Annotated in this window: 20 protein-coding genes and 1 pseudogene; 6 read left to right on the forward strand and 15 right to left on the reverse strand. The window is 67.7% G+C overall.

Annotation, left to right across the window (positions count from 1 at the left end):
* Window positions 1-21 precede the first annotated feature (21 nt).
* Window positions 22-1,398 carry an ATP-dependent RNA helicase DbpA gene (dbpA, locus tag ATCM_RS09030; RefSeq protein WP_132864206.1) on the forward strand — a complete coding sequence of 459 codons (1,377 nt, stop codon included), beginning with the start codon at window positions 22-24 and terminating at the stop codon, window positions 1,396-1,398.
* 58 nt (window positions 1,399-1,456) lie between these two features.
* On the opposite strand, the gene ATCM_RS09035 is transcribed toward dbpA, so the two are convergent.
* The 5 genes from ATCM_RS09035 to ATCM_RS09055 form a co-directional block, all read right to left on the reverse strand.
* Window positions 1,457-1,780, reverse strand: a complete 324-nt coding sequence (locus tag ATCM_RS09035) for a hypothetical protein (protein WP_132864207.1) — start codon at window positions 1,778-1,780, stop codon at window positions 1,457-1,459.
* Between the two features lie 76 nt (window positions 1,781-1,856).
* Window positions 1,857-2,639, reverse strand: a complete 783-nt coding sequence (locus tag ATCM_RS09040; protein ID WP_132864208.1) for a thioesterase family protein — start codon at window positions 2,637-2,639, stop codon at window positions 1,857-1,859.
* A gap of 21 nt (window positions 2,640-2,660) precedes the next feature.
* Window positions 2,661-3,191: an adenine phosphoribosyltransferase gene (locus ATCM_RS09045; protein WP_132864209.1), complete on the reverse strand. Its 531-nt coding sequence runs from the start codon at window positions 3,189-3,191 to the stop codon at window positions 2,661-2,663.
* Window positions 3,192-3,219: 28 nt separating this feature from the next.
* Window positions 3,220-4,782, reverse strand: coding sequence for a YdiU family protein (locus ATCM_RS09050; RefSeq protein ID WP_132866121.1), 1,563 nt, complete (start codon window positions 4,780-4,782; stop codon window positions 3,220-3,222).
* A 135-nt stretch (window positions 4,783-4,917) separates the two neighbouring features.
* Window positions 4,918-5,127, reverse strand: coding sequence for a cold-shock protein (locus tag ATCM_RS09055; RefSeq protein ID WP_039005002.1), 210 nt, complete (start codon window positions 5,125-5,127; stop codon window positions 4,918-4,920).
* Between the two features lie 308 nt (window positions 5,128-5,435).
* On the opposite strand from ATCM_RS09055, the gene ATCM_RS09060 reads away from it, so the two are divergent.
* Window positions 5,436-5,921, forward strand: coding sequence for a YaiI/YqxD family protein (locus tag ATCM_RS09060; RefSeq protein WP_132864210.1), 486 nt, complete (start codon window positions 5,436-5,438; stop codon window positions 5,919-5,921).
* A gap of 118 nt (window positions 5,922-6,039) precedes the next feature.
* Here ATCM_RS09060 and ATCM_RS09065 read toward each other — a convergent pair.
* A pseudogene (locus ATCM_RS09065) lies at window positions 6,040-6,894 on the reverse strand (pseudouridine synthase).
* Between the two features lie 76 nt (window positions 6,895-6,970).
* Between ATCM_RS09065 and ATCM_RS09070 the strand changes: the two are divergent.
* From ATCM_RS09070 to ATCM_RS09080, 3 genes are all read left to right on the forward strand, one after another.
* Window positions 6,971-7,519: a YaeQ family protein gene (locus ATCM_RS09070; RefSeq protein WP_132864211.1), complete on the forward strand. Its 549-nt coding sequence runs from the start codon at window positions 6,971-6,973 to the stop codon at window positions 7,517-7,519.
* A 13-nt stretch (window positions 7,520-7,532) separates the two neighbouring features.
* Window positions 7,533-8,717: an NAD(P)/FAD-dependent oxidoreductase gene (locus ATCM_RS09075; protein WP_132864212.1), complete on the forward strand. Its 1,185-nt coding sequence runs from the start codon at window positions 7,533-7,535 to the stop codon at window positions 8,715-8,717.
* A 105-nt stretch (window positions 8,718-8,822) separates the two neighbouring features.
* A complete protein-coding gene (locus ATCM_RS09080; protein WP_132864213.1) occupies window positions 8,823-10,895 on the forward strand; it encodes an EAL domain-containing protein in 2,073 nt (690 codons plus the stop codon).
* 201 nt (window positions 10,896-11,096) lie between these two features.
* Here ATCM_RS09080 and fabV read toward each other — a convergent pair whose 3' ends face one another.
* The 7 genes from fabV to ATCM_RS09115 all read right to left on the reverse strand — a co-directional run bounded on the left by fabV (window position 11,097) and on the right by ATCM_RS09115 (window position 18,780).
* Window positions 11,097-12,356 carry an enoyl-ACP reductase FabV gene (gene fabV / locus ATCM_RS09085; RefSeq protein WP_132864214.1) on the reverse strand — a complete coding sequence of 420 codons (1,260 nt, stop codon included), beginning with the start codon at window positions 12,354-12,356 and terminating at the stop codon, window positions 11,097-11,099.
* Between the two features lie 204 nt (window positions 12,357-12,560).
* Complete coding sequence (gene secF / locus ATCM_RS09090) at window positions 12,561-13,529, reverse strand: protein translocase subunit SecF (RefSeq protein WP_132864215.1); 969 nt, start codon at window positions 13,527-13,529, stop codon at window positions 12,561-12,563.
* A gap of 19 nt (window positions 13,530-13,548) precedes the next feature.
* Window positions 13,549-15,390, reverse strand: coding sequence for a protein translocase subunit SecD (gene secD, locus ATCM_RS09095; RefSeq protein ID WP_132864216.1), 1,842 nt, complete (start codon window positions 15,388-15,390; stop codon window positions 13,549-13,551).
* 59 nt (window positions 15,391-15,449) lie between these two features.
* Window positions 15,450-15,779 (reverse strand): preprotein translocase subunit YajC, encoded by a 330-nt coding sequence (gene yajC / locus ATCM_RS09100; RefSeq protein WP_132864217.1) that lies wholly within the window; start codon window positions 15,777-15,779, stop codon window positions 15,450-15,452.
* Window positions 15,780-15,904: 125 nt separating this feature from the next.
* Window positions 15,905-17,044 carry a tRNA guanosine(34) transglycosylase Tgt gene (gene tgt, locus ATCM_RS09105; RefSeq protein WP_132864218.1) on the reverse strand — a complete coding sequence of 380 codons (1,140 nt, stop codon included), beginning with the start codon at window positions 17,042-17,044 and terminating at the stop codon, window positions 15,905-15,907.
* Window positions 17,045-17,149: 105 nt separating this feature from the next.
* Window positions 17,150-18,223 (reverse strand): tRNA preQ1(34) S-adenosylmethionine ribosyltransferase-isomerase QueA, encoded by a 1,074-nt coding sequence (queA, locus tag ATCM_RS09110; RefSeq protein ID WP_132864219.1) that lies wholly within the window; start codon window positions 18,221-18,223, stop codon window positions 17,150-17,152.
* 125 nt (window positions 18,224-18,348) lie between these two features.
* Window positions 18,349-18,780 carry an Lrp/AsnC family transcriptional regulator gene (locus ATCM_RS09115; RefSeq protein ID WP_132864220.1) on the reverse strand — a complete coding sequence of 144 codons (432 nt, stop codon included), beginning with the start codon at window positions 18,778-18,780 and terminating at the stop codon, window positions 18,349-18,351.
* Between the two features lie 118 nt (window positions 18,781-18,898).
* Here ATCM_RS09115 and ATCM_RS09120 point away from each other — a divergent pair, with 118 nt between their 5' ends.
* Complete coding sequence (locus tag ATCM_RS09120) at window positions 18,899-20,395, forward strand: aminotransferase class III-fold pyridoxal phosphate-dependent enzyme (RefSeq protein ID WP_132864221.1); 1,497 nt, start codon at window positions 18,899-18,901, stop codon at window positions 20,393-20,395.
* A gap of 122 nt (window positions 20,396-20,517) precedes the next feature.
* On the opposite strand, the gene ATCM_RS09125 is transcribed toward ATCM_RS09120, so the two are convergent.
* On the reverse strand, window positions 20,518-21,930 hold the full coding sequence (locus ATCM_RS09125) for an efflux transporter outer membrane subunit (RefSeq protein WP_132864222.1): 1,413 nt from the start codon (window positions 21,928-21,930) through the stop codon (window positions 20,518-20,520).
* Window positions 21,924-22,661 (reverse strand): SDR family oxidoreductase, encoded by a 738-nt coding sequence (locus ATCM_RS09130; RefSeq protein ID WP_132864223.1) that lies wholly within the window; start codon window positions 22,659-22,661, stop codon window positions 21,924-21,926. The genes ATCM_RS09125 and ATCM_RS09130 overlap by 7 nt, the downstream gene beginning before the upstream one ends.
* Between the last annotated feature and the right edge of the window lie 15 nt (window positions 22,662-22,676).

Raw genomic sequence — 22,676 nt, forward strand, 5'->3', positions numbered from 1 at the left:
GCTTTTCTGCGAAAATGCCGCATGACTGACTTCTCTACCCTGCCCCTGTCGCCGGCGCTCGCGCCCGGCATCGACGCCCTGGGCTACACCACGATGACGCCGGTGCAGGCGTCGAGCCTGCCGCCGATCCTGGAAGGCCGCGACGTGATCGTCCAGGCCCCCACCGGCAGCGGCAAGACCGCCGCCTTCGGCCTGGGCCTGCTCAACCGCCTGGACCCGGCCACCGGCCGCACCCAGGCGCTGGTGCTGTGCCCCACGCGCGAACTTGCCGACCAGGTCGGCAAGCAGCTGCGCAAGCTGGCCACCGGCATCCCCAACCTCAAGCTGCTGATCCTCACCGGCGGCATGCCGCTGGGCCCGCAGCTGGCCTCGCTGGAAGCGCAGGACCCGCACGTCGTGGTCGGCACCCCCGGCCGCATCCAGGAACTGGCGCGCAAGCGCGCGCTCAACCTTGGCCAGGTACGCGGCTTCGTCCTCGATGAAGCCGACCGCATGCTCGACATGGGTTTCGAGGAACCCATCCGCGAGATCGCCGGGCGCACCCACAAGGAGCGCCAGAGCCTGTTGTTCTCGGCCACCTTCCCCGAGGCGATCCGCGAGCTCGCGCGCGCCCTGCTCAACGACCCGGCCGAAGTCACCATCGACGGGCAGGCCGAGGCCCCGGCGATCCAGCAGTTGTTCTTCGAAGTGGAACCGGCCCACCGCCAGAAGGCCTTGGGCGGCCTGTTGCTGAAGTACACGCCGGAATCGGCGGTGGTGTTCTGCAACACCCGCAAGGATGTGGACGAGGTTGCCAACTCGCTGCGCCAGTTCGGTTTCTCCGCGCTGGCCCTGCATGGCGACATGGAGCAGCGTGACCGCGACGAGGTACTGCTGCAGTTCGCCAACCGCAGCTGCAACGTTCTGGTCGCCAGCGACGTGGCCGCGCGTGGCTTGGACGTGGAAGACCTGGCCGCCGTCGTGAACTACGAGCTGCCCACCGACATCGACACCTTCCAGCACCGGGTCGGCCGTACCGGCCGTGCCGGCCGCAGCGGCCTGGCGATGAGCCTGGTGGCCGGCCGCGAACGCAACCGCGCCGATGCGCTGGAGGCCCAGCAGGGCAACCCGCTCAACTGGCAGAAGACGCCGCTGGCCACCGCGCGTCCGGCGCAGCTGCCGCAGGCGGCGATGAGCACCCTGCGCATCGACGGCGGCAAGACCGACAAGCTGCGCGCCGGCGACATCCTCGGCGCACTGACCGGCGATGCGGGGCTGTCGGCCAAGGCGATCGGCAAGATCGACATCTTCCCGACCCGCTCCTACGTGGCCATCAGCCACGAACAGGCCGGCAAGGCCGTCGCCCGCCTGGAAGCCGGCAAGATCAAGGGCAAGCGTTTCCGCGTCCGAAAGATGTAACCCCCGGGGACTCCAGCGCACCCGCAAGGCGCTGCCCAACGCAGGTGCAATGTCGCGATCAAGTCCCGGGCGTGCTTCGCCTGCCCGGGCGCTGCGCGGATGCCAGGACGGCCAGGCTGGCGATCACCAGCACCGCCAGCGCCACTCCACTACCGACACCGCGATGGATCAACAGCAGGTACAAGCCGATGCTCGCCGCAAGCAGGCCAAGACCCCAACCATCGCGCCTCATGCGGGCAGCGCCGAGCACGGCCAGCAGCCAGCCATAGGCAAACGCCCACGGATCCAGCCGTGGCGCGAACTCGTAGACATTGCAGACCACGAACCAGGCGCTCCAGCCCAGCATCGCCAACAGCAGTACCAGCCAACCCAGAATGCGCATGCCCTGCCCCGAATGAACCTGCGGCCATCATGGCATCGCCACGCCCGGCAGGTATGGCCTCGGCCCGCTCGGGCTGTCAGCTGAAGATCGCCACGCTTTGGCGGCCGCGCATCACCAGCTGCCGCTGCGCGTTCCAGACCTGCATGTCCTGCGAGGAGTAGCCGTCGCGTGCGTGCTGGCTGAAGGAGCGCAGCAGGAACCACTCCCCGGCCGGCGCCGGGTCCAGCAGTTCGAAGCTCCAGTTGATCGAGCTGACCGGCGCAGGCGCGCGGTATGCGGTGAAGGCCGCCGGTGGCATGGCATCCCCCATCGCCGCCAATGCAATGGCCGGATCCACCCCCTGCGCGTCGCGGTGACGTACCCAGGCCAACTGCTCCGGGAACGCCGCCGCGGACACCGGCATCGCACCACCGGCCGGCTTGAGCTGGAAGTTCTGCAGGAACGCCGGCACGAACGGGGCGGCCGCCGCGTTCAACTCGCGGCAATCGTCCACGCCGGGCACGTCCGGGAAGTCGCCGAAATCATGGACGATGCCGCTCTCGCGGGCGCGTCCGAACACCCCCATCAGGCGCGCCGCCAGCGCGCCCTCGGCGAAGACGTCCACCCCAAGACTCACCACCGACTTGCCTTCGCGCAGCACCTGCGGCGCGAAGGTCAACTGGCCCACGGCCGGGCCAATGAAGTTGACCTGCATCGCGCGCAGCGGCGGCAGCGGCGTCGCATGCGACTGGAGCGCGGCGCTGATGCCCAGCGCGGTGACGATGCCACCGTACGCGGTGCGCCCCTGGCGCCAGCTGTCGGGCAGCAGCACGCCCTTGCGCGCGTCGAAGGAGGACAGCAGTTCACTCAGGTTCGGCATGGGGCGTCCTGCAATGGAAAGTCAGTAGACCAGCGTGGCCTGCAAGGGCACACCTGCAGGCAGGCGCGCACGGCCGCCGAGCCCGTCGAGCTCGACCAGCACCGCCGCACCGAGCACCTGCGCCTCCAGTTGCCCGGCCAGCAGCAGGGCTGCGGCCAGCGTGCCGCCGGTGGCCAGCACGTCGTCGACCAGCACCACCCGGGTACCCGGCGCGATGGCATCGGCGCACACCTCGATGCGGTCGCTGCGGTACTCCAGCGTGTACTCCTGCTGCAGGGTGGCACCGGGCAACTTGCCGGGCTTGCGCACCGGCACGAAGCCGGCCCCCAGCTCCAGCGCCAACGCTGCGCCGAGGATGAAGCCACGTGCCTCCACACCCAGTACCGCCTGCACGCCGGCCGCGCGCCAGGGCGCGGCCATGGCCTTGACGGCCGCATCGAACGCCTTGGCGTCCGCCAGCAGCGGGGTGATGTCCTTGAACAGGATGCCGGGCTTGGGGAAGTCGGCCACGTCGCGGATCGTGCGCGACCACTCGGGATAAACAGGAGTCATTTCAATCATCGAATCAGGAAAACAGGAGTCAGGAGCTGCACGACAGCATCGAGCAGCCGGCCCGTTCGCGCGCCCATTCCGGGCGGCGCCGGGCGAACGCCTCGCGGCCCGGCTGGTCGTCATAAGGATGCCGCAGGACGTCCAGCAAGTCCGTGATACCGGCCGAATCGCCTTGTTCGGCACGGTCGATGGCCTCCTGCGCCAACCAGTTGCGCAACACGTACTTCGGGTTGGCGGCGTTCATCGTGGCGCGGCGCACCTCCGGCGCCTGCGCGTCGGCCAGCACCCGCTGGCCGTGCCGCCGCAGCCAGTCCTGCAGCTTCGGCAGCACCTGCCCGCGCTTGTCCGGCGCGTAGAACGCCGCCTCCAGCACCGCCACATCCGGCGCCGCGGGGTCCACCTCGGCCAAGGCACGGAACGCCAGCGTCATGTCCATTTCGCCCTCGTGCAGCAATTGCAGGAACTGCGCCATCAAGGTGTCGTCCCCCTCGACGAAACGGCCCAGGCCCAGCTTGGCCACCAGATGATGGCGCTGCTCCTGCTCGAACCGCGTCCGGAACGCATCCAGCCCGGCCTGCAGCGGCGCGGCATCCTCGAACAGCGGCGACACGGCCTGCGCCAGCCGCACCAGGTTCCAGTACGCCACCTGCATCTGCGTGCCGAAGCGATAGCGACGGCCCTGCGCGTCGGTGGTGTTGGGCGTCCATTCCGGGTCGTAGTCCTCCACCCAGCCATACGGGCCGTAATCGATGGTCAGCCCGAGGATGGACATGTTGTCGGTGTTCATCACGCCATGCACGAAGCCCACCCGCATCCAGTGCGCCACCATCACCGCGGTGCGCGTGCAGACCTGCTCGAACCAGCGTGCATGGCGCTGCGCGCCGGCGTCGGCCAGTTCGGGGTAGTCGCGGTCGATGCAGAACGCCACCAGTTGGGTCAGCAGCGCGATGTCCCCGCGCGAGGCGGGCAGTTCGAAGCTGCCGAAACGGAGGAACGACGGCGCCACCCGGCACACCACCGCGCCGGGTTCGCCCTGCGGGTTGCCGTCGTAGAACATGTCGCGCACCACCGTTTCACCGGTAGCCACCAGGCTCAGGGCGCGGGTGGTCGGCACCCCCAGGTGATGCATCGCCTCCGAGCACAGGAATTCGCGTACCGAGGAGCGCAGCACCGCCCGGCCGTCGGCGCCGCGCGAATACGGGGTCGGCCCCGCCCCTTTCAGCTGCAGCTCCCAGCGCTGGCCGCCGACCAGCAGTTCGCCCAACGAGATCGCGCGGCCATCGCCGAGCTGCCCGGCCCATTGGCCGAACTGGTGCCCGCCATAATTGGCCGCCCACGGTTGCATCCCGGCATACAGCGCGTTGCCGCCGAACACCTGCGCGAAGCCTTCGCCCTGCACGACGGATTCGTTGAAACCCAGCAGTGCCACCACCTCGGGCGAGTACGCCAGCAGGCGGGGAGCGGCCACCGGCGTGGGACTGACTGCCGACCAGAGCGCACCGCGCACTTCGCGGCGGCCGGGGCCACGCTCGGGATCGCCGGGCAGCGCCTGCACGAATCGGTTGTCGAAATGGGGCTCGTTGTTGCGCATCGCCTGCTCGTCACTGCCGTACACCCGGATCCTACCGGTTATGGCGCGCACGGTCGGCCACGGGGCGGCATAAAAGAAAACGCCGGAAGCTTTCGCTTCCGGCGTTCCAAGCTACCTTTCGGTGGCAGGGGTCGATTAGACCGCCTGCACCTGGTCAGCCTGCATGCCCTTCTGGCCCTGCACGGCGACGAAGGTCACCTTCTGGCCTTCCTGCAGCGACTTGAAGCCGGTGCCCTGGATGGCGCGGAAGTGCACGAACAGGTCCGGGCCGCTTTCCGGGGTGATGAAGCCAAAGCCCTTGGCATCGTTGAACCACTTCACAGTGCCGGTCTGACGATCAGACATTACAAACTCCTGAAACATTGATGAGAAAAATCGCAGCCACCGGATATTCGGGGCCGAGACTGAGTTGCAGGCGTTGGTAAAGCGGAACGATGAGCGGATCGGTGAGATCAACTGCATCAGGCCACGATTCACGGTGACCCTTGCAAGCACAGTGGGGCGAACGATACGCGGCTTTTGGTTAAAAAGCGATAAATACCGTATTCATCAAAGCTGAGCGGTTCAGCACCGCGCCAATGTCGTCCGGATTCATGGACTTGGCCGGGCAGCACCGGTCGGCGTCCCACAGGGGCACCGCTACACTGCGCCCCATGACTGCCCCCGATTCCCCGCCCGCCCCCCGCATCTGGGTTGACGCCGACGCCTGCCCGGTCGTCATCAAGGACATCCTGTTCCGCGCCGCCGAGCGCACCGGCATCGAAACGGTGCTGGTGGCCAACCAATGGATCCGGACCCCGGCCTCCCGGTTCATCCGCGCGCTGCAGGTGCCCGGTGGCCCGGACGTGGCCGATGACGCCATCGTCGAGCGGGTCGCCGCCGGCGACCTGGTCGTGACCCAGGACATCCCGCTGGCCGCCCGCGTGCTGGACAGGCAAGCCGCGGCGCTGAACCCGCGGGGAGATGTCTACACCGCCAACAGCATCGCCGAGCGACTGTCGGTACGGAACTTCATGGAGGAGTTGCGCGGCGCCGGCATCCAGACCGGTGGCCCGGCCGCCCTGCACCCACGCGACCGCCAGGCCTTCGCCGCGCAGCTGGACCGCTGGCTCGCCCAGCGCCCACGGCCAGTCGCCTAGGCACCCGGGGCTGCCGGTCTGGTGCGTCCACCACCTTGCAGCCGCGGGGCCGTCACCGGCAGCCGGGCCGCACTCCCTGCACCACGGCAATGCATCGGCCTAACGCTTGGCCGGGACATCACCCCAGCCGACGCGGGCTGGTGAACTGGCGCGGCTCGCCATTCAACGGATCGATGAAGGCCAAGCGTCGGGCCAGCAACTGCAGCGGGGTACTGAAATCCTCCGGCGCGCGCTGCAGCAAGCGCGGATAGCAATCGTCCCCCAGGATCGGCGCGCCCAGCGCGGCCATGTGCACGCGCAACTGGTGCTTGCGCCCGCTCACCGGCTCCAGGGCGTAACGCCAGACCTCCCCGCACCGCTCGATCACATCGATCCGGCTCAGCGCATTGGGCGCGCCAATGCCCTCGCGCATGACATGGAACGGCTCGCCACGCTCCAGCCGGCTATGCCGCTGCACGGGGAACACGCAGTCCGGCAAGGCCGGCGCCAGCGCCTCGTAGTGCTTTTCGATCTTCCGCTCGGCGAACAGGCGCTGGTACGACGCCCGGCTCTCCGGGTTGCAGGAAAACAGCACCAACCCGGCCGTGCCCCGGTCAATCCGATGCAGCGGCACCAGTGCCGGGTTGCCGGTGCAGGCCACCAGGCGCGCCAGCAGCGTCTGCCGGACATGACGCCCGGCCGGCATCACCGGCAGGAAATGCGGCTTGTCGGCAACCAGCAGATGCGCGTCCTGGTACAGGATGTCCGCCTCGAACGGCACCACCGGCTCCTATGCCACCTCGCGGAAGTAGCGGATCTCACGCCCGGCCTGCCAAGGCTGCCCCGGGTCCAGCGCACTGCCATCCAGGGCCTGGACCCGCCCCCGCGCGAACCGGTCCAGCCACTGCGCGCGCGTGATCGCCGGAAAGCGCGCGCACAACCCCTCCAGCAGGCTCGCCCACGGACCGGGGGCCAATTGCAGATGACTGGGCAGATCGTCGGTGCTCACGCGTTCGGGTCCCGGCAGGGGCAAAGCCGTATCATTGTCGGTCTTTGCCCCCGGTAATCCCATGGCCCTTACTGCCACCATCCGCAAGGCCGAGCTGCAGATCAGCGACATGGACCGCGGCTACTACGCGACCCACAACCTGACCCTGGCACAGCACCCGTCCGAAACCGACGAGCGGCTGATGGTCCGCCTGCTCGCCTTCGCCCTGAATGCCGACGACCGGCTGGAGTTCGGCCGCGGGCTGAGCACCGATGACGAGCCGGACCTGTGGGAACACGATTACACCGGCGACATCGTGCAGTGGATCGACCTGGGCCAGCCGGACGAATCGCGCATCCGCAAGGCCTGCAACCGCAGCGGCCGCGTGCAGATCATCAACTACGGCAGCAATGCCTCGGACATCTGGTGGCAGAAGCAGGGCAAGCCACTGGCCCGCTTCGACAACCTGTCCGTGCTCGACCTGCCCGGCGATTTCGTCGAACGCTGGGGCAGCCAGATCCAGCGCGCCATGCGCTGGAGCGTGCTGATCCAGGACGGCGAGGTGCAGCTGATCAACGACCAGATGCAACTGGACGTGATCCCGCAATGGCGCAAGCGCCCGGCAGGCTGAGCAGACGGTGGCAGTGAACACGATCCGTTGCGACGTGCTGGTGGTCGGCGCCGGTGCCGCCGGCCTGATGTGTGCGCTCACCGCCGGCCTGCGCGGTCGCATCGTGCAGGTGATCGACCATGCCAACAAGCCGGGCAAGAAGATCCTGATGTCCGGTGGCGGGCGCTGCAACTTCACCAACACCGGCACCACGCCGGCCAACTTCCTCTCGGCCAACCCGCACTTCTGCAAGTCGGCGCTGGCGCGCTACACGCCGGCCGACTTCATCGACATGGTCGAGCGGCACGGCATCGCCTACCACGAGAAGGAACTGGGCCAGCTGTTCTGCGACATCTCCTCCAAGCAGATCGTAAGAATGCTGCTGGACGAATGCAGTGCCGCCGGCGTGCAGGTGCGCACCGACTGCGGCGTGGAGGACATCGAACGCGGCGCCGACGGCTTCCGCGTGCGCACCGCGCAGGGGCTGTTCCACTGCGCCTCGCTGGTGATCGCCACCGGCGGGCTGTCCATCCCGAGCATGGGCGCCAGCGGCTTTGGCTATGAAGTGGCACGCCGCTTCGGCCACGAAGTGCTGCCGACCCGCGCCGGGCTGGTACCGCTCACGCTCAGTGGCAAGCACCAGGAACGCTTCGCCGACCTCAGCGGCGTCGCCCTGCCGGTGGAAGCGCGCTGCAACGGCCAGCACTTCCGCAACTTCATGCTGCTGACCCACCGCGGCATCAGCGGCCCGGCGATCCTGCAGATCTCCTCGTACTGGCAACCCGGCGACGACCTGCGCCTGGACCTGTTGCCCGACCGCGATGCCGCCGAGTGGCTGCGCGCGATGAAGCGCGAGCGCGGCGCCTCCGAGCTGCGCACCGTGCTGTCGGAGGTCATCCCGCGCCGGCTGGCGCTGCGCCTGTGCGAGCAGTGGCTCAAGGACAAGCCGGTACGGCAACTGGACGAGCGCGAGCTGCAGGCCGCCGCCAGCCTGCTTTCCGACTTCCCGCTGGTCGCCAGCGGCACCGAGGGCTACCGCACCGCCGAAGTCACCCTCGGCGGCGTGGACACGCGCAAGGTATCGTCCTCGACGATGGAATCGCAGCACGTGCCGGGCCTGCATTTCATCGGCGAGGTGCTGGACGTGACCGGCTGGCTGGGCGGCTACAACTTCCAGTGGGCCTGGGCTTCCGGCCACGCGGCGGGCCAGGTGGCATGAGCCACACAGGGGCCATTTGTGCCCCATCCCGGCACTGTCAAACGTTCCACGCATAGACGCCGTACCTGCCCATCGTGTATTAAACGGCGTCCGAAGGAGTCTTGAATGCAGAACGCCAAAGACATCACCTTGCGCCTGCTGATCGTCGATGACAGCGCCGAGAATGCCGAAGCCATCGTCAGTACGTTGCGCAACAGCGGCATCGCCGTGCGTCCCTTCCGGCCGCAGAGTCCGGACGAGCTGGTCCAGGCCGTGGGCGGGCAACCGCTCGACCTGGTGCTGGCCGCCAACGCGTACACGATCCCGCAGTCGCTGCTGACCCAGCAGGTCGCCGCCAGTGGCAAGGACATCCCGATGATCCTGCTGGCCGACCAGGTCGACGCGCAGTTGCTGCTCGACGCCTCGGCCAACGGCATCCGCGCCATCGCCCTGCGCACCGAGCCGGACCACCTGCTGTCGGTGGTGCGCACCGAATGGACCGACCTGCAGGCACGCCGCGGCCTGCGCCGCATCGAAGTACAGATGCGCGAGACCGAGCGCCGCTGCGATGCGCTGATCTCCTCCTCGCGCGACCCCATCGCCTACATCCACGAAGGGATGCACATCCGCGCCAACGAGGCGTACCTGGACATGTTCGGGTACGAGTCGTTCGATGACGTGGAAGGCATCTCGCTGCTGGACATGGTCGCCCCGCAGTACGTGGAGGACTTCAAGAACCTGCTCAAGTCGCTGAGCAAGGGCGAGGCGCCGCCGCCGCAGTACGAAGTGCACGCGCGCAACCAGGACGGCGACACCTTCCCGGCGACGATGGAGTTCACCGCCGCCACCTACGAAGGCGAGTCCTGCTTCCAGGTGGTGTTCCGCCGCCGCGAGGAGTTCGACCCCGAACTGGCGCGCGAGGTGGAGGAGCTGCGCCAGCGCGACCAGGTCACCGGCCTGCTCAACCGCCCCACTTTCATGGTCCACCTGGAGAACGCGGTGGCCCAGGTCAGCCGCAGCGACGGCCAGTACGGTTTCCTGCTGGTCGAACCGGACCACTACAACCGCCTGCTGGCGGACATCGGCCTGGATTCGGCCGATGCGCTGATCGCCGCGCTCGGCCAGCACCTGGCCGGCGCCATCAACGAGGAGGCGCAGCTGGCACGCTTCGGCGAGCACAGCTTCGCCCTGCTCTGCCAGGGCCAGTACGCGCACACCACGCAGGTGGCCGAACGCGTGCGCCAGGCCTTCGCCTCCCATGTGTTCAGCATCGGCCAGCGTTCGGCCACGGTCACCGTCAGCATCGGCGGCGTGCAGGTCGGCGAGAAGATCGCCAGCGTCGGCCAGGTGCTCAGCCATGCCAACGATTGCAACCGCGCGGCCATCGAGCTGGGCGGCAACACGGTCAAGGTGTTCGACCCGGGCGCGACCGATCGCGTCGAGGAAGAACGCATCCAGCGCTGGGTGCAGCGCATCGGCGAGGCCATCGCCGGCGACGGGTTCCATCTGCGTTTCCGCCCGGTGCTGAACCTGATGGGCGAGCCGATGCAGCTGTACGACACCTCGCTGCTGCTGGAGAACAACGGCGAGCTGGTCAGCCCTGGCACCTTCCTGCCCATCGCCGAGGACCACGGCCTGCTGGCGCCGCTCAACCGCTGGGTGGTGGCCAACGCCATCCGCGCGCTGGGGGAACGCCGCCGCGCCGGCCACACCACCCGCCTGATGGTGCGCATCACCCCCGAGTCGTTCACCGACCCGCAGTTGCTGGACGTCATCCGCGACGGGCTGGCCAACGAAGGCGTGGACGGCGACCAGCTGTGGCTGCAGATCCCCGAGGCCAAGGTGTTCACCCACCTGCGCAACGCGCAGCAGTTCCTCGCCGGCGTGGCCACGATGGGCTGCAAGGTCGGGCTGGAGCAGTTCGGCTCGGGCCTGGATTCGTTCCAGCTGCTGGCCCATTTCCAACCGGCGTTCCTCAAGCTGGACCGCAGCTTCACCGCCGATCCGGCGCAGGCCAAGGAACAGCTGGACAAGACCCGCGAGATCACCGGCAAGGCGCAGGAGGCCGGCATCCTCACCGTCGCCGAGTTCGTCACCGACGCGGCCACGATGAGCCTGCTGTTCAGTGCCGGCGTGGACTACGTACAGGGCGATTTCGTCGGGCCGCCGACGGCGCAGATGGACTTCGAGTTCAACTGAGGCCTGCCCTCACCCCAACCCCTCTCCCGTACACGGGAGAGGGGCTTTTGCATCGACAGCGTACGATTGATGCTCCCTTCTCCCGCCTGCGGGAGAAGGTGCCCGAAGGGCGGATGAGGGGCTCCACGGGCCCTGGCGATCGTGTAGGAACAAAAAAGGCCGCGCATCGCGCGGCCCTTCTGTTTCCAGAACCGCCGAGGCTCATACCTCGACGATGCCCGGGATCGCCACGTCCGGGTTCACATCAGCCTCGTAATCCACGCCGTCGATGCCGAAGCCGAACAGGCGCAGGAAGTCGGCCTTGTAGCCGGCCAGGTCGCTGATCTCGTACAGGTTCTCGTTGGTCACCTGCGGCCACAGCTGCAGCACCTTGCCCTGCACTTCCGGGGCCATTTCCTTGTAGTCCGCGCGCAGGCGGCCTTCGGCGTCGACCAGCGCGACGTCGCGACCCTTGCCGTCAACCAGGGCCGGGCGGATATGGTCAGCCGCGTTGGCGCCACCCTGCGGGCCGTTGTAAAGGATGTCGTACAGCGTATCGAGCTGCTCGATGCAGCCCTCGTGCGTACCTTCTTCCTTCATCACCTTGAACAGCAGCGACAGGTACAGCGGCATGGTCGGGATGGCCGAGCTGGCCTGGGTCACCACCGCCTTGAGCACCGACACGCGCGCGTCGCCGCCGATGCCCTGCAGCTTGCCGCGGATGTCCTTGACCTTGGCATCCAGGTCCTTCTTGGCCGCACCGATGGAACCGTTCCAGTAGATAGCCTGGGTGATCTCCTCGCCCACGTAGGTGAAGGCGGTGGTGGTCGCGCCCGGTGCCAGCACGCCGGCTTCCAGCAGCGCATCGATCCACATCTGCCAGTCCTCGCCCCCCATCACCTGCACGGTGCCTGCGATCTCCTCGGCGGTGGCCGGCTGCAGCGTGGTTTCGGTCAGCACTTCCTTGTCGGTATCCAAGCCGCGCAGCGTGATCGGCGCGCCGATCGGCTTGAGCGTGGAGCTGATCACCTCACCGGTCTTGGGATGCTTGCGACGCGGCGCCGCCAGGCTGTAGACGACCTGGTCAACCTGGCCCAGGTCGGCCTTGATGATCTCGATGACCTTCTGCTTCACCTCGTCGGAGAACGCGTCGCCGTTGACGCTGCGCGCGTACAGGCCGGCCTGGTGCGCGTACTTCTCGAACGCGGCGGAGTTGTACCAGCCCGCCGTGCCCGGCTTGGTCTCGCTGCCCGGGCGCTCGAAGAACACGCCCAGCGTGGCCGCATCGCTGCCGAAGGCCGCCTTGATGCGCGCCGCCAGTCCGTAACCGGTCGAGGCACCCAGCACCAGCACCTTCTTCGGGCCATTGGCCAGCTTGGGCAGCGACTGGATGTAGTCGATCTGTTCCTTGACCGCCGCGTCGCAACCGGTCGGGTGGGTGGTGACGCAGATGAAGCCGCGCACACGCGGTTTGATGACCATGAAAACCTCAGCTAGGTAAGCAGGAAAACAGCGCCGCCATGACAGGGAAACCACGGCCCGGCGCCGAACCGGAAGGATCGTAGTGTGCACCCGCAGCGAACACAACCGACGCCACCGCATGGAAATCCCCGTGCAACCTGCCGGCGCGGGCAAAAGAAAAGCCGCGCGGTGCGCGGCTTTTCCGGGTTGCCGGGAGGGGCACCGTCACGGGCGACGGGCCAGCTCCTCGACGTCCTTGGCCTTGGGCATCAGGTCCTGCTTGCTGACCTTGAACGGGCCGATGCTCAGCAGCGGCACCGCCACGATGATCGAGGACACCACCACGATCACCGCACCGGCCATGTGCGTCTCGGCCAGGCCTTCCATCGACTCGCCGCCGTACAGGTACAGCGCCAGCGCCGACAGGAAGAACATCACCGCGGTGATCACCGTACGGGACAGCGTCTGGTTGATCGACTTGTTCAGCACTTCCAGCGGCTCTGCGCGCAGGCTGCGGAAGTTTTCGCGGACACGGTCGAACACCACGATGATGTCGTTGATGGCGAAACCCATCACCGACAGCATGCCCGCCAGCACGGTCAGGTCGAACTCACGACCCAGCAGCGACATGTAGGCGATGGTCAGGATCAGGTCGAAGAACGCGGTGATGCTGGCCACGATCGCGAACTTCCATTCGAAGCGCGCGGCGATGTAGATCAGGAAGCCGATCACCATGAACAGGGTCGCGTAGACGCCGTTCAGGGCCAGGTCCTTGCCCACCTGCGGGCCGACGAACTCGCCCGGCTGCACCGAGGCGGGGTTGTCGGTGGTGGTCACCGCCACGCGCACCTTCTCCGCCACTTGGGCAGCCGCATCGGCAGCGTTGTTGTGCTCACCGTCCGGCTGCAGGCGGATCATGACGTCGTTGCCGCCGCCCACGCTCTGCACCTGGGCGTTCTCGAAGCCGGCCTTGGCCAGGCTTTCACGCACGTTGTCGGCGTTGATCGGCTTCTCGAAGTGCGTGCGCACCACGGTACCGCCGGTGAACTCCAGCGCGTAGTTGAAGCCCTTGAAGCCGATCACGGCCACCGACAGCAACAGCAGCACCACCATCAGCGCAAGCACGGGCTTGCGGTGGCGCATGAAGTCGATGTTGGTGTCGTTCGGGACGATATGGAGTGGAAACAGTTTCATGTATTGAGTCTCTTCCCGATCAGATCGCCACGGACTTCAGGTTCTTGCGGCGGCTGTAAATCAAGGTAGCCAGCGCACGCGACACGGTGATCGCGGTGAACATGGAGGCGAAAATACCGATGATCATGGTCAGCGCGAAGCCCTTCAGCGGGCCCGTGCCGAACGCGTACAGCGCCACGCCCACGATCAGGCCGGTCAGGTTGGCGTCCAGGATGGTGCCCGATGCACGCTCGTAGCCTTCGGCGATCGCCTTCTTGGCCGGCATGCCCAGCCGCAACTCCTCGCGGATACGCTCGTTGATCAGCACGTTGGCGTCCACCGACAGGCCCACCGACAACGCCAGGCCGGCGAAGCCCGGCAGGGTCATGGTCGCGCCGAACAGCGACATCACCGCCACCACGATCAGCAGGTTGAACAGCAGCGCCACCGAGGTAATCGCACCGAACATGCGGTAGTAGACGGTGAAGAACACCAGGGTGAACACGAACGAGAACACCACGGCCTTGACGCCGCGAGCCACGTTTTCCTTGCCCAGGCTCGGGCCGATCACGTATTCCTCGACGAAGTCCATCGGCGCGGCCAGCGAACCGGCACGCAGCAGCTTGGCCAGGCCGTCAGCCTCGGTCTTCTCCAGGCCGGTGGTCTGGAACTCCTTGCCGAACACGCCGTTGACGTTGGCCACCGAGATCACTTCTTCCTTGACGCGGAAGCTGCGCTCTTCCTTGCCATTGACCATGGTCACCTGCGGGATGCGCTCGGTGTAGACCACGGCCATCGGCTTGCCGACGTTGGCGCTGGTGAAGTCGAACATGCGCTGGCCGCCCACGGCGTTGAGCGTCACGCTCACCGACGGCAGGCCATTCTGGTCGGTGGAGACGTTGGCCTTGACCATCTGGTCGCCGGTGACGATGGTGCGCTTGTTCAGCAGCACCGGGCGGCCGGCGCGGTCACGGTACAGCTTGGCTTCCGGCGGGATGCGGCCGGTATCGGCGGCGTCCTGCGCGTTGCCATCGACCACGGCGCGGTACTCCAGCGTCGCGGTGGCACCGATCATGCGCTTGGCTTCGGCGGTGTCCTGCACGCCCGGCAGCTCGACCACGATGCGGTCGTCGCCCTGGCGCTGGATGATCGGCTCGGCCACGCCCAGTTCGTTGACGCGGTTGCGCAGCGTGGTCAGATTCTGCTCGATCGCACCGGTGGCGATCTGGCTCATTTCCGTCTGCGGCACCGTGGCGGTGATGCGATCGCCGCTCACCGAGTAGGTGAAGGTCGGCTGCGCCTTGGCCAGCGCGGCGCGGGCCTTGTCCGCATCGGCGGCGTTGGCCAGGGTGACCTGGATGTCGCTGTTGCCACGACGCTCCACCGAACGGTAGGTGACGCGGCTGTCACGCAGGGTGGTCCGCACGTCTTCGGTGAAGGCCTCGAAGCGCTTGTCCACGGCGGCCTTCTGGTCGACCTGCAGCGCGAAGTGCACGCCACCGACCAGGTCCAGGCCCAGCACCATCGGCTTGCCGCCGAGCTTGGCCAGCCATTCCGGCACGGTCGACGCCAGGTTCAGGGCGACGGTGTAGTTCTCGCCGGCCGCCTCGCGCAGCACGTCGTTGGCGCGCGTCTGCGCATCCAGCGACGGCAGGCGGACGATCAGGCTGTCGCCTTCCTTGGCCACGCCCTTGGGCGTGACACCGGCGGCACCCAACGCCGTGGTGACGCGCTCCTTGAAGGCGTCATCGATCTGGCCACCGCGGTTGGCGGTGATCTGGACGGACGGATCCTTCTGGTACATGTTCGGCAGCGCATACAGCGCGCTGACCGCCAGAACGATCACGATCAGGAAGTACTTCCAACGTGGAAATTCAAGCATTGCGGATTCCTGCGTGGCGCCTTCCCGGCGTCACGACGTGACGGAAAGGGAATTCAGCCTCAGGCAGCCGACTTCAGCGTGCCCTTGGGCAGCACGTTGCCGATGGAGCCCTTCTGCACGCGGATGCGCACGTTGTCGGCCACTTCGACGGTGACGAAGTTGTCGCCGATGTCGGTGACCACGCCGGCGATGCCGCCGGAGGTCAGCACTTCGTCGCCCTTGCTGATCTTGTCCAGCATCGCCTTGTGTTCCTTCTGGCGCTTCATCTGCGGGCGGATCATCAGGAAGTACATGACCGCGATCAGGGCGATCGGCAGCAGGAAGGTGCCCATGCCCGGGGCAGCCGGGGCGGCCTGGGCGACGGGAAGCAGGATGGCCATCAGATTCATTACGTAAGTCCTTGGTGTTGGGCGGCACCCTGCCCGGCCTGAGGCCGGCGGTCACCGCGAAACGGGGTCAGCCGTGAAGTATGCCACGGCCCCGGGACCTCGTCCCGGGCCGCGTGGCTGCTGGGTTACTCCCCCGACAAGGCCGGGGCAGACACGCCCCGGGCCACGTAGAAGGACTCACGGAAGGCCAGGAAGGTTCCCGCCTCGATCGCCGCGCGCATGTCGGCCATCAGTTTTTCGTAATAGAACAGGTTGTGCAGGGTGCCCAGCATCGGCGCCAGCATCTCGTTGCAGCGGTCCAGGTGGCGCAGGTAGGCGCGGGTGTAGCCGCTGGTGCAGGCGTGGCAGCCACAGCCCGGCTCGATCGGGTCCATGTCGCGCTCGTACCTGGCGTTGCGGATGCGCACGGTGCCGAACGAGGTGAAATAGTGGCCGTTGCGGGCGTTGCGGGTCGGCATGACGCAGTCGAACATGTCCACGCCGCGCGCCACACCCTCGACCAGGTCTTCCGGGCGGCCGACGCCCATCAGGTAGCGCGGATGGTCGGCCGGCAGGATCGGGTGCATGTGGTCGAGCATGGCGTTGCGCTCGTGCTCGGGCTCGCCCACCGCCAGGCCGCCGATGGCGTAGCCGTCGAAGCCGATCTTCTGCAGCCCCTCGGCCGAGCGGCTGCGCAGGTCGGTGTGCACGCCACCCTGGACGATGCCGAACAGTGCCGCGTCATTGCCCATCGCGTCATGCGCGTTGCGGCTGCGCTGGGCCCAGCGCAGGCTCAGTTCCATCGACTTCTGCGCCACGGCCTCGGTGGCCGGGTACGGGGTGCATTCGTCGAAGATCATGACGATGTCCGAATCCAGCACCTTCTGGATCTTCATGCTCTCTTCCGGCCCCAGGAAGACCCGGGCGCCGTCGGTCGGCGAGGCGAAGGTGACGCCTTCCTCGGTGATCTTGCGGCGATGCGCCAGCGAAAACACCTGGAAACCACCAGAATCGGTCAGGATCGGGCCGTCCCAGCGGCAGAACCCGTGCAGGCCGCCGTGGTCGGCGATGACGTCCAGGCCCGGGCGCAGGTACAGGTGGAAGGTGTTGCCCAGGATGATCTCGGCGCCGAGCGCGCGGACCTGCTCCGGCAGCACCCCCTTCACCGAGCCATACGTGCCCACCGGCATGAACGCCGGGGTCTGCACGGTGCCGCGCGGGAAGGACAGCTGGCCGCGGCGGGCGCGGCCATCGGTGGTCTGGAGCTTGAAGTGCAGTCGGGACATGGCGAGAGGCAGGAACTCGGGAATGGGGGCGGAAATCAGGCGCGCCGGAGACGGACAGTCTACCGGCGCGCGTTCGGCGGGGCTTGGATCGCCGGGGGCTGGCGGTCAGCCGGGACGGGAGGCGGCATCCCCGCCGTCGCCGGTGCCCTCCCCGCCCTGCGGGAACAGCAGCATCGCATCGCCGTAGCTGAAGAAGCGGTACTCCTGCGCAATGGCGTGGGCATAGGCCTCGAACACCCGCGCCTTGCCAGCGAAGGCGCTGATCATCATCAGCAGGGTGCTTTCGGGCAGGTGGAAGTTGGTCACCATCGCATCGACGCTGCGGATGCGGTAGCCGGGGGTGATGAAGATCTGGGTCTCGCCGGCGTACGGCTGCAGCTCGCCCTCGCGCATGGCGCTCTCCAGCGCCCGCACCACGGTGGTACCGACACCGATCACGCGCCCCCCGGCCGCGCGGGTGCGGCGCACCTGCTCGACCAGTTCGGCGCCGACGTTGAGCCATTCACGGTGCATCACGTGCTGGCTCAGGTCATCCACGCGCACCGGCTGGAAGGTGCCGGCGCCGACGTGCAGGGTGATGTGGCCGAACTGCACCCCGCGTTCGCGCAACTGCGCCAGCAGGCCTTCGTCGAAATGCAGGCCGGCGGTGGGAGCGGCCACCGCACCGACCTGGCGCGCGAACACGGTCTGGTAACGCTCGCGGTCATCCAGGCCAGGCTCGCGGTGGATGTACGGCGGCAGCGGCAGCCGGCCCTCGTGGACCAGCCACGACTCCAGCGGCTCGGGGATGTCGAACCGCAGGACATAGAACTCGCCATCGCGGCCCAGCACCTCGGCCTCGCCACCGGCGTCGAGCTGGATGCGGCTGCCCGGTTTGGGCGACTTGCTGGCACCGATCTGGGCACGGGCCTGCTGGCCGCCGAGCAGCCGTTCGATCAGGATCTCGACCCGGCCACCGGTGGCCTTCTGCCCGAACAGGCGCGCCGGGATCACCCGGGTATCGTTGAACACCAGCAGGTCACCGGGCTGCAACAGTGTCGGCAGGTCGCGCACATGGCGGTCATCGAAGGCGGCCGGCGCCGGCGGCACCAGCATCAGCCGGCTGGCCGAACGCTCGGCCAGGGGCGCCTGGGCGATCAACGCCTCGGGCAGGTCATAGTGAAAATCGGACTTCTTCAAGGCCGGAACGTCGTACGGGGAGCCGGCTATTGTAGCCCCCATGCGGTTTTCGGCTGGTAGGCGGCCCGGCCAGCGCCGGGAGGCCGGGAGCCCTGCCGCGCATGGCTCGGCGCTGCCCGCCCCCTTCAGCGCTCGAACTTGGTCGACAGGATGATCGCGCTGGTCGTGCGTTCCACGCCGTCGATGGCACCGATGGCATCGGTGACCACGTCCATTTCGCCGACGCCGCCCACCACCACCATCGCGATCAGGTCGTGGTTGCCGCTGACCGAGTGCAGCGAGCGCACTTCGGCGATGTCGCGCAGCGCCTTCACCACCGCCGGCATCTTCTTCGGCAGCACGGTGATCAGCACATGTGCGCGCACCTGGCCCTGCTCGTAGTCCTCGTGGGTGCGCACGGTATAACCGGCGATCACCCCCTGCTGCTCCAGGCGGTCGATGCGGCTCTGCACAGTGGTCCGCGAAAGCCCGAGCCGGCGGGCGATCTGGGCGGTGGAGGCGCGCGCGTCCTCGCGCAGCACGGACAACAGGCGTTCGTCAGCGGCGGAAATCTTCACATTGCAAACCAGATTCGTCGATTCGACGAAATTACCCGAAAATCTGTCCAGTTCATATCTGCCATATGTCCAGAATCTCCAGATAATGGATATATACAAGTTACTTCTGGAGATGAGCATGACCGTACTCGGCCCCCTCGCCCCGCTTCGCGCGCACGCCGGCACCCGCCTTACCCAGGGTCTGGACGATGCCAGCGTCGAACGCCTGGCCACCGCCCATCCCGATCTGGCCCAGGCCATCGCGGCTGCCGCCACCGAATACACCCGCATCAAGGACGAAGCCGCCGACCTGCTGGATCTGGACGAAAAGGACCAGATCGCCGCGATGCAGGCCGGTTTCGTCAATTTCTACGCCGATGACGCCGTGGTCCCGTACATCGCGCTGGCCGCGCGCGGCCCGTGGGTGATCTCGCTCAAGGGCGCGGTGCTGTACGACGCCGGCGGCTACGGCATGCTCGGCTTCGGCCACACCCCGGCCGACGTGATGGACGCCGCCGCCAAGCCGCAGGTCATGGCCAATATCATGACCCCGAGCCTGGCCCAGCGCCGCTTCACCAACGCCATGCGCAAGGAGATCGGCCACACCCGCGGCGGTTGCCCGTTCACCCACTTCATGTGCCTGAACTCCGGCTCCGAGGCCGTGGGCCTGGCCGCGCGCATCGCCGACATCAACGCCAAGCTGCAGACCGACCCGGGTGCCCGCCACGCCGGCGCCACCATCAAGCGCGTGGTCATCAAGGGCAGCTTCCACGGCCGCACCGACCGCCCGGCGCTGTATTCGGACTCCAGCCGCAAGTCGTATGACCAGCACCTGGCCAGCTACCGCGGCGAGAACAGCGTCATCACCATCCCGCCGTACGACGAAGCCGTGCTGCGCAAGGTGTTCGCCGATGCCGAAGCCAACAACTGGTTCATCGAGGCCGTGTTCCTGGAGCCAGTGATGGGCGAAGGCGACCCGGGCCGCGCGGTACCGGCCAGCTTCTACAAGGTCGCGCGCGAGCTCACCCGCGAGCACGGCAGCCTGCTGCTGATCGACTCCATCCAGGCCGCACTGCGCGTGCACGGCACGCTGTCCTTCGTCGACTACCCGGGCTACGAGACGCTGGACCCGCCGGACATGGAAACCTATTCCAAGGCCCTGAACGGCGCGCAGTTCCCGCTGTCGGTGCTGGCCGTCACCGAGCATGCCGCGGGCCTGTACCGCAAGGGCGTGTACGGCAACACCATGACCACCAACCCGCGTGCGCTGGACGTGGCCTGTGCCACCCTGGCCCACCTGTCGCCGGACGTGCGCCAGAACATCCGCCTGCGCGGCGAACAGGCCGTGCAGAAGCTGGAAGCCCTCAAGGCCAAGCTCGGCGGACTGATCACCAAGGTACAGGGCACCGGCCTGCTGTTCTCCTGCGAGCTGGCCCCGCAGTTCAAGTGCTACGGCGCCGGCTCCACCGAAGAGTGGCTGCGCATGCACGGCGTCAACGTGATCCACGGTGGCGAGAACTCGCTGCGCTTCACCCCGCACTTCAACATGGACGAGGCAGAGCTGGACCTGCTGGTCGACATGGTCGGCCGTGCGCTGGTCGAAGGCCCGCGCCGCGAGCAGGCCAACGCTGCCTGAGGCCTGCTTTCCCGGCCTGAAACACGAAGAGGCGGCCATTGGCCGCCTCTTTCGTTTGCTGCTCCCGGGTTCGGCGCCGATGTCCGCCTCCATCGCGTGCATCGGCGCCCGTGGTGCACGGCCTAGCGGCTCGCCAGCGGTACCTCGAACTGCCCGGCACCGCCCAGCGCCTTGTACACCGACACCACGTTGACGTTGACCGTGGCCTCGGCCGCGGCGAGCGCGTCGTCGGCCGCGAGCTGGTTGCGCTGTGCATCCAGCAGCGCCAGGAAGTCCTGTGAACCTTCCCGGTACTGGATCTGCGCCAATGCCTCGGCCCGCCGCGCCGCCTCGGCCTGCTCGGCGATGATCGCCAGGCGCGACTGTTCCTTGGCATAGCGGGTCAGCGCATTCTCGGTGTCCTCCAGCGCCAGCAGCACCGTCTTCTCGTACTCGGCTGCTACACCATCGGCCTGCGCCTTGCTCGCACGCAGCCGCGCACGCACGGTACCGAAGTCGAATGCGGCCCAGCTGATCGACGGCGTCAGTGACCATGCCTTGTTGTTGCCATTCACCAGGCCGTTGGCATCGCCGCCGAGGAAGCCGACGAAGCCGCTGACGCTGATGCGCGGGAACAGGTCGGCCGTTGCCACGCCCACGCGTGCCGTCGCCGCGGCAAGACGGCGCTCGGCCGCGCGCACGTCCGGGCGACGACGCAGCAAGTCGGTGGTATCGCCCAGCGGCAGGGCCTGGGCGAAGGCCGGCACCTCGCGGGGCTGCAGCAATGCGTCCAATGCCTCCGGACGCTGGCCCAGCAACACCGCCAGGCGATGCCGCGACTGCACTTCGGACACTTCGAGCAGCGGGATGTCCGCCTCGATCGCCTTCAATCGCGCGCGACTGCTCTGCACGTCCAGCTCGCTGCCGGCCCCCAGCTTCCAGCGGGTTTCGGTGAGCTGCTGGGTGTCGCGCAGGTTGACCAGCGTCTGCCGTGCCACGGCGATGCGCTTCTGCGTGCCACGCAGTTCGAAGTAGTTGCGCGCCACTTCCGCAGCCACGGTGACCTGCGCATCCAGCAGGTTGTCACGCTCGGCGCCCAGGTCGGCGCGCGCCGCCTCGGCGGCGCGACGCTGGCGACCGAACAGGTCCAGCTCCCAGCCCGCGTCGAAGCCCAACTGGTAGGTTTCACTGAACACCCGCTCGCCGCCCTGGCTCGCATCCGGCTGCTTGCGCCGGTCCTGGCTGCCACCGGCGGTGACGTGCGGCAACTGGTCCAACCGCTGCTCGGTGAACGCCGCGCGCGCCATCCGCACGCGTGCCATCGCGATGCGCAGGTCCAGGTTGCCGGCCAGCGCGCCGTGCATGAGCTGGGTCAGCACCGGGTCATTGAACTGCGACCACCAGTCGGCCACCGGCGACACGCTGCTGAAAGCCGGGTCGGCCGTGCCCTGCAACTGCACTGGCTGCACCGGCGGTGCCTTGTAGTCCGGGCCGACGGTCATGCAGCTGGCCAGCAATGCGCTGGCCACGGCGACGGTCAGGCCACGCATCACCATGGCAGCACCTCGCCCAGGTAAGTGAAGCTGCCGGTGGGGCCGTCGTTGCCGATCAACGCCATCTGCACGCTGGAGCGCGCGCCTTCGCCCACTTCGATCTCGCCTTCGCCACCGTTCATGTCGGTCTTCACGTAACCGGGGTGCACGGTGTTGACCTTGATCGGCGTGTCGCGCAGCTCGTAGGCCAGGCTCAGCGTCCAGCTGTTCACCGCCGCCTTGGAGGCGTTGTAGGCGGGAATCTTGAAGTCCCAGATCCCCGACGCCGGGTCGGCGTGCAGCGTCTGCGAGGCCAGGATGCTGGAGACGTTGACGATGCGACCGGCCTGCGAACGCTGCAGCAGCGGCAGGAATGCCTGGGTCACCGCGACCAGGGCGAACACATTGGTATCGAACGTGCGCTGCCAGGCATCCAGCGGCTGCGCCGACGGTGCCACGGCCGGGTCCTCAAGCAGCACGCCGGCATTGTTGACCAGGATGTCGAGGCGGCCGTGGCGCTCGGTGACGTGCTCGACCGCGATGGCGATGCTGTCGGCGTCGGTGACGTCCAGCTGCAGCGCTTCCACCGGCAGGCCCTCGGCCTGCAGCTTCAGGGCCAGGTCAACGGCCGCCTGGCGCTTGCGACCGGCCAGCAGGGTGTGCACGCCCGCCTGCGCCAGCTGGCGCACGGTCTCAACGCCGATGCCACGGGTGGCGCCGGTGACCAGCGCGATCTTTTGGTTGTGGTGGTTCATGGGAAGCCTCGGAGG

It is taken from the genome of Stenotrophomonas sp. ATCM1_4 (assembly GCF_004348115.1).
Taxonomy (GTDB): Bacteria; Pseudomonadota; Gammaproteobacteria; order Xanthomonadales; family Xanthomonadaceae; genus Stenotrophomonas; species Stenotrophomonas capsici.

Bases quoted from the DNA above. Each gene is read 5' to 3' on its own strand.
- dbpA (WP_132864206.1), top strand. From the start codon at position 22: ATGACTGACTTCTCTACCCTGCCCCTGTCGCCGGCGCTCGCGCCCGGC.
- ATCM_RS09035 (WP_132864207.1), bottom strand. From the start codon at position 1,780: ATGCGCATTCTGGGTTGGCTGGTACTGCTGTTGGCGATGCTGGGCTGG.
- ATCM_RS09040 (WP_132864208.1), bottom strand. From the start codon at position 2,639: ATGCCGAACCTGAGTGAACTGCTGTCCTCCTTCGACGCGCGCAAGGGC.
- ATCM_RS09045 (WP_132864209.1), bottom strand. From the start codon at position 3,191: ATGACTCCTGTTTATCCCGAGTGGTCGCGCACGATCCGCGACGTGGCC.
- ATCM_RS09050 (WP_132866121.1), bottom strand. From the start codon at position 4,782: ATGCGCAACAACGAGCCCCATTTCGACAACCGATTCGTGCAGGCGCTG.
- ATCM_RS09055 (WP_039005002.1), bottom strand. From the start codon at position 5,127: ATGTCTGATCGTCAGACCGGCACTGTGAAGTGGTTCAACGATGCCAAG.
- ATCM_RS09060 (WP_132864210.1), top strand. From the start codon at position 5,436: ATGACTGCCCCCGATTCCCCGCCCGCCCCCCGCATCTGGGTTGACGCC.
- ATCM_RS09070 (WP_132864211.1), top strand. From the start codon at position 6,971: ATGGCCCTTACTGCCACCATCCGCAAGGCCGAGCTGCAGATCAGCGAC.
- ATCM_RS09080 (WP_132864213.1), top strand. From the start codon at position 8,823: ATGCAGAACGCCAAAGACATCACCTTGCGCCTGCTGATCGTCGATGAC.
- fabV (WP_132864214.1), bottom strand. From the start codon at position 12,356: ATGGTCATCAAACCGCGTGTGCGCGGCTTCATCTGCGTCACCACCCAC.
- secF (WP_132864215.1), bottom strand. From the start codon at position 13,529: ATGAAACTGTTTCCACTCCATATCGTCCCGAACGACACCAACATCGAC.
- secD (WP_132864216.1), bottom strand. From the start codon at position 15,390: ATGCTTGAATTTCCACGTTGGAAGTACTTCCTGATCGTGATCGTTCTG.
- yajC (WP_132864217.1), bottom strand. From the start codon at position 15,779: ATGAATCTGATGGCCATCCTGCTTCCCGTCGCCCAGGCCGCCCCGGCT.
- tgt (WP_132864218.1), bottom strand. From the start codon at position 17,044: ATGTCCCGACTGCACTTCAAGCTCCAGACCACCGATGGCCGCGCCCGC.
- ATCM_RS09120 (WP_132864221.1), top strand. From the start codon at position 18,899: ATGACCGTACTCGGCCCCCTCGCCCCGCTTCGCGCGCACGCCGGCACC.
- ATCM_RS09125 (WP_132864222.1), bottom strand. From the start codon at position 21,930: ATGGTGATGCGTGGCCTGACCGTCGCCGTGGCCAGCGCATTGCTGGCC.
- ATCM_RS09130 (WP_132864223.1), bottom strand. From the start codon at position 22,661: ATGAACCACCACAACCAAAAGATCGCGCTGGTCACCGGCGCCACCCGT.